The sequence below is a fragment of the Deltaproteobacteria bacterium genome (genome assembly GCA_016931625.1).
GTDB lineage: Bacteria > Myxococcota > XYA12-FULL-58-9 > XYA12-FULL-58-9 > JAFGEK01 > JAFGEK01.
Window position 1 is genome coordinate 1 of the sequence record JAFGEK010000083.1, and the last position, 5138, is coordinate 5138.

Annotated in this window: 4 protein-coding genes and 1 tRNA gene; 2 read left to right on the plus strand and 3 right to left on the minus strand. The window is 40.5% G+C overall.

The genetic code is table 11. The features are described from left to right. Nucleotides 1-390 precede the first annotated feature (390 nt). Complete coding sequence (locus JW841_07795; GenBank protein MBN1960834.1) at nucleotides 391-2355, plus strand: hypothetical protein; 1965 nt, start codon at nucleotides 391-393, stop codon at nucleotides 2353-2355. A 6-nt stretch (nucleotides 2356-2361) separates the two neighbouring features. Here the strand turns inward: JW841_07795 and JW841_07800 are convergent, their stop codons facing one another. After that, complete coding sequence (locus JW841_07800) at nucleotides 2362-3021, minus strand: hypothetical protein (protein ID MBN1960835.1); 660 nt, start codon at nucleotides 3019-3021, stop codon at nucleotides 2362-2364. A gap of 63 nt (nucleotides 3022-3084) precedes the next feature. After that, complete coding sequence (locus JW841_07805) at nucleotides 3085-3564, minus strand: hypothetical protein (protein ID MBN1960836.1); 480 nt, start codon at nucleotides 3562-3564, stop codon at nucleotides 3085-3087. A gap of 524 nt (nucleotides 3565-4088) precedes the next feature. Here JW841_07805 and JW841_07810 point away from each other — a divergent pair. Further along, entirely contained in the window at nucleotides 4089-4280 is a 192-nt protein-coding gene (locus JW841_07810) for a hypothetical protein (protein ID MBN1960837.1), read from the plus strand. Nucleotides 4281-4879: 599 nt separating this feature from the next. Here the strand turns inward: JW841_07810 and JW841_07815 are convergent. Further along, a tRNA-Ala gene (locus JW841_07815) sits at nucleotides 4880-4955 on the minus strand. Between the last annotated feature and the right edge of the window lie 183 nt (nucleotides 4956-5138).

Genomic DNA, 5138 nt, shown 5'->3' on the forward strand with positions numbered 1-5138 from the left:
AGAGTTTTACGTAACTCCTCGTCATTCCTACGAAAGTAGGAATCCAATTCCGATAAAAGTGAAAAATGAGACTAAGAGTCAGGGTAAGAGTCACGTTGCGCATTTGTGCTGATGGGATATTTGAAACATTGTTATTGCCGCAATTGATGATTAGTATTGCTAGAATAAATGTTGTTAGGAAAGGCAGATAAAAACGCATGGAATCACCTTATAACCTTCTGAGTAACCACCGCCTATTAAATAAGTTTTTAACATAAAAAGAGACTTAAATCGATTAATTCGGTGCGTTGTTAAAAACAAAATATTTTTTTGAAATAATGAAGTATAAATTAATTAATATATGCAAACTTAACTAATATTTTTAACGAATCGAGCTGAAAAGGTCAAATAATGTCATTATTACGAATAGCTAGTGTACAATTTATATTTTTGTTTTTATGCGTTCTGCTTTTTTCTCGGCCCGTAATTGCTCAACAGTCTTCAAAAATCTCTTCGATACATGCTTTTAGAAAAAGGTTAGTTTTAACTAATGATCACGCCTGTTTAATTGCAAAAAATGGTAAAGTATATTGCTGGGGATCGGGAGCACCAAAATCAGCAAAATCTTCAAAGACACGTTTTAAAAAAATTTCTCTTGGTTTGTGGGCAGCATGTGGCATCAAAATAGATAATACAATTGATTGTTGGGCAACTTCGGGGGTTATGCCAACTGAAAAGAATTTTTTTGAATTTCGTGATGAATATAGATCTATCCCATGGAAAGGAAAGTTCCAGTCAGTCGCTTTGGGGGATATACATGCATGTGCCATATTAACAAATGGCAGAATCAAATGTTGGAAAAGGAGTGATGTAATTGTCGCAGATAGTTCATGTGAGCCAGATCCAATATTTGAAACCGAAGAAGATATTACCAATTCTTGCTGCAAAAATGGAAAATTAGATTGCCAAGAAACAAAAGCACCTTCAGGAAGTTTTTTAGCTGTGGTTGTTGGGGAATATTTTTCATGTGGTCTTAATAAAAACCACTCTATAAAATGTTGGGGTGATAATCAAAAAGGTCAATCCTCCCCGCCACCAGGGAAGTTTATTAAGCTTTCTGCAGGGTATGAGCATGCATGTGCAATTTTAACCAATGGTAAAATTGTCTGCTGGGGAGAGACTAAGGGTTCAAATCCTCCAGCAGGCATATACAAAGATATCGCTGCTGGAGTTGGTTATTCATGCGCTATTAATCAAAATGATGAGCTAGTCTGCTGGGGTCGAATTGAGGCAGAACCTGAAAATGAACCTCCTACAAAAGCCTGGGATTGGTCGCAATTGAAGATAGCTGAAAAATTTCAAACGGTTACCGCTGCAGCTCAAATTGCCTGTGCCGTACAAAAAAATGGTCGAGTATTTTGTTTTGGCCCTAATGGCACACACGAAGCGCCTTTTAATAATTTTACACAAGTAAGTGTGAGTAATGATAGAGCTTGTGGTGTGCAACCAGATCTAAGTGTTCTGTGTTGGGGGCATACTCCAGAAAAACATAAAGACATGTCTAATTATACTGAGCGGAATAAAGATTCACTGCCTGATGAATTTTTTAAGCAGCTATCTTTAAATGAAAGCTTTGGCTGTGGCGTTACTTTAGAAGGAATAATTCGCTGCTGGGGTTTTGGTGGTTCATTAGCAAGCGACAATTGTCAATTTACCGATGCACCTAAAAGGTGCAAACCATTCCCAGAACATCTTGGCCCGTGGAGCCAAGTTATAGCTGCAAGTCATCAAACATGTGGCTTAGCTAAAACTGGCCAAATAGCATGTTGGCGTTCTGATGAGCGACATGGCATGGATTGTAGTGGACAAGATTATGGCTTGGCGCAGCCACCAAAAGGTACTTTCAAACAGGTTGCCAACGGCGATGTACATTTCTGTGCAATAAATACCAACGATGAAGTTGTTTGTTGGGGAGGTGGTACAAAACCACAAGATGATGACTTTTATACCGAGAATATTAATGCACCCCCTGGTAGATTTACCCAAATAGACGCTAGGTCTATTTGTTTCTGTGGTGTGCAAACAGATGGACGTTTATCGTGTTGGGGAAGAGCTCAAGATTGGCATACTCCGAAAGGGAGCTTTGTTCAGGTTAGTGTAGGGGTAAACCATGCTTGTGCTATACGAGCAGATGGTTTGATTGTTTGTTGGGGAGCAGACAAGCTAGCCAAACTTGTACCACCAGCAGGGCAATATGTCGAAGTTGCATCTCACTATGAGTATAACTGTGCATTACGTGTTGACGGTAAAGTCAAGTGTTGGGGTGAAACTAAATATGATAAATTATCTCCACCATTAGGAATTAAGTGGAAGTAATAAAAATTAACGCGGTAATGCCATACCCTTACGGGCAATGAAGGCTACCGCTTTGAGACTATCGCCGCCATCGACATGAAAAAAACCACCACCATTCCAAGGTGAAACTGTGGGTAGGGCATCGAGTCCTTGTTCGAGCATTTGCATATCGGCAAACGCCAGCTCGAGGCGACAAAAAGTCGCCCGACAATCGACATCTACCACTGAAGCACCAGGCAGTATTCGTCCTACACCGGCGCGTAGGCCATCTTCGGCTTCTACTACCCAATCGCTGTCGGCTGGTTGCAGGGCGAGAGTTTGTTCTAGTCGATCTTTGGTATCCAAAGCTTTAGCGGCTGCTACTGCCATGCTTGTTTCGCCTTGCTCGGGCTCGTCTTGTTGTTTTGCCAGTGAACCATCGGCTTGTTTTTCGTTACGTTCGAGGCGAGCGACTTGGTCAGTAAGCTCTTGCTGGGTTTGGCGAAGCTGATTCAATTGGGCTCGCAGTTGTGCCAATTGTCGGCTTTGGCCTTCTGTGCTAGCAGCGATGTTACGGCGTACCGTGTTTGCTTTGACTACTGCAACACTCGGGTGCTCTAATTGATCGCTAAAAGATATCCGTCCAATTAATAAGGCTGCTAAAGCGATTATAACCACAATAATACCAACGAGCAATATTGGTCGCATAATATACTCCTTTGGACGAAAATCAGACGATGGGGCCTAAGCCCCACCGCCTGAAATTAAATATTAGTTCTCTCTAACCCAATACGCACCAAGGGACGATTGATTACTTGAAAAGACTCCGGGCAGATTACAGGTCAGACCATAGTATCCGTAGTCCCAACCGCTTAGCGAGCCAAAGGTGAGCACCTTGTCATAACTGCTTGATCCTTCAGTATATGACCATGGTGTCCATTCACCCCAAGCACCAGCCGCGTCGGTCTTCGGGACTCGGCTTGACACATAGCAGCCAACATCGTTTGTAGCATTAAGGTCTTTGACGAATACCTTGACTTGATTAATACTGCTGCCATCGCGAATCATGCCGCATTTTATTTGAGTTGTGCCAGAGCTCGTGTTTACTATGGCTTCTCCACTAAGCTGTGCCGCAGACGAATTCGACTGGCAAAAAGTCCCCGGATATCCTTTGGCATCAGAAGCTTTGGCAGTCGTAACTCCTAGAACCATAACTCCACACACAATGATACTCTGAATTAATTTGTGCATATTAATCTCTCCTTTACTAGTTGAATTTAGGTACCGACCGTTGTCGGCATCGCATGGGTATTCGTGTTGGCTGAGTGTTTTCTAACCAGTTGGCGAAGCCAATAGCGCGAATACAAACAAGGAAATGAAATTCAGTGGGCCCCAATTGAAAAATACTGGTACCTTAAGGCTTATCGCTTAGGATCATATAGGATCATAAGTTATAACAGCATTTCTAGCACTTTGACATATGAGTTATGGTGATATTCAGGGCATTTTTTGCATAACATGCTTCATTTGCATGATATGCATGTTATACATGTTTTGTGGTATGCGCTTATTTTTATTATGTGAATTTTAATCAACCAACCAAAAATAAATAAAATCTAATATATTAATGATTTTAGTATGTTAGCTAAGGCGTTGTATCTTTTCATCTGAGGCTTAATAAGTTACAATTTATCCTTAATTAATAAGCAACATTTATTTTAAGATAAGCCGATAATGGTTATAGATTAAACTATAGTTTGAGAAAAGAGTATATTATGGCTACTGGTCCAATAACGGGCACTATTTCTGGCACTGCACAAAAGGCGATTACGTTTAGTGACGAGGTAATTGTAAGTTTTTTTAGAAGCCTTAAAACACTACCTTTTACTTTTGCCAGTAAACAGGATGCCGCTAGGTTTACATTTGGCACAGTTAAAGAGGCTATTAAACTTATTCCGGCTGATTAAATAACTGCATATATTGAAGATATATTTTCAAGTGTAACTAAAGAAAAACAAACTGTTACTGTTTTTTCACAAAATGCCAAATTAGCTGTTGAGAAGTTACATCCCGAACAATATGAAGTTGCAGTTGCAAACGGTCGATATAGCTTACAAGCCGGAATAAATAACACTTGGTCTGTATTAAAGAACACTGGCCAATCATTTAGAATATTTTGGCAGAATGGCGGGAGTACTATTAGAAGTACAGGTAGGCAAGTCAGCTTTATAGCCAGAGAAACTTATAGATATGGATCTTATCTTGTAACTTGGGCTGGTCAAAATTCTCAATTAATTATCGATGGTTGGATCACTCAAATAGAAAAAGAGGGCTTTTCATTCCGTGGAAAGATCATAACTCAGGTTAGTTTTAACAATGGCGGTCGGCCATGCACTCGTACTGGTGATATTACTTTTCGTGCCATAGGCAAGCGTAAGTACTGGAGGCTGCAGCAAATAAACAATCCGTGTGAAGGCTGTGCAGATTATGTAGATGTGTTTTTTTAAGGCAATAATAGTTTATATCTGATAGTGTTATTTTAACCTGTTAATTTGTATAAGATTTTTGGTGGAGCAGAAGGGGATCGAACCCTCGACCTCCGCATTGCGAACGCGGCGCTCTCCCAACTGAGCTACTGCCCCGACCTATAGCTTTTAAGTGAGCGGTTGTTTAGCAGTTTAGCCATAGCGGCGTCAACTGTAGTAGCTAAAATTTTAAACGCAAACAACATTTTATTGGTGGTAGACAGTTTAAACGGAAGAAGTAAACGAGAAATGTCTACAATACAAAACTGGACCAACAGTGTTATTAGTGTTACGAGCAGG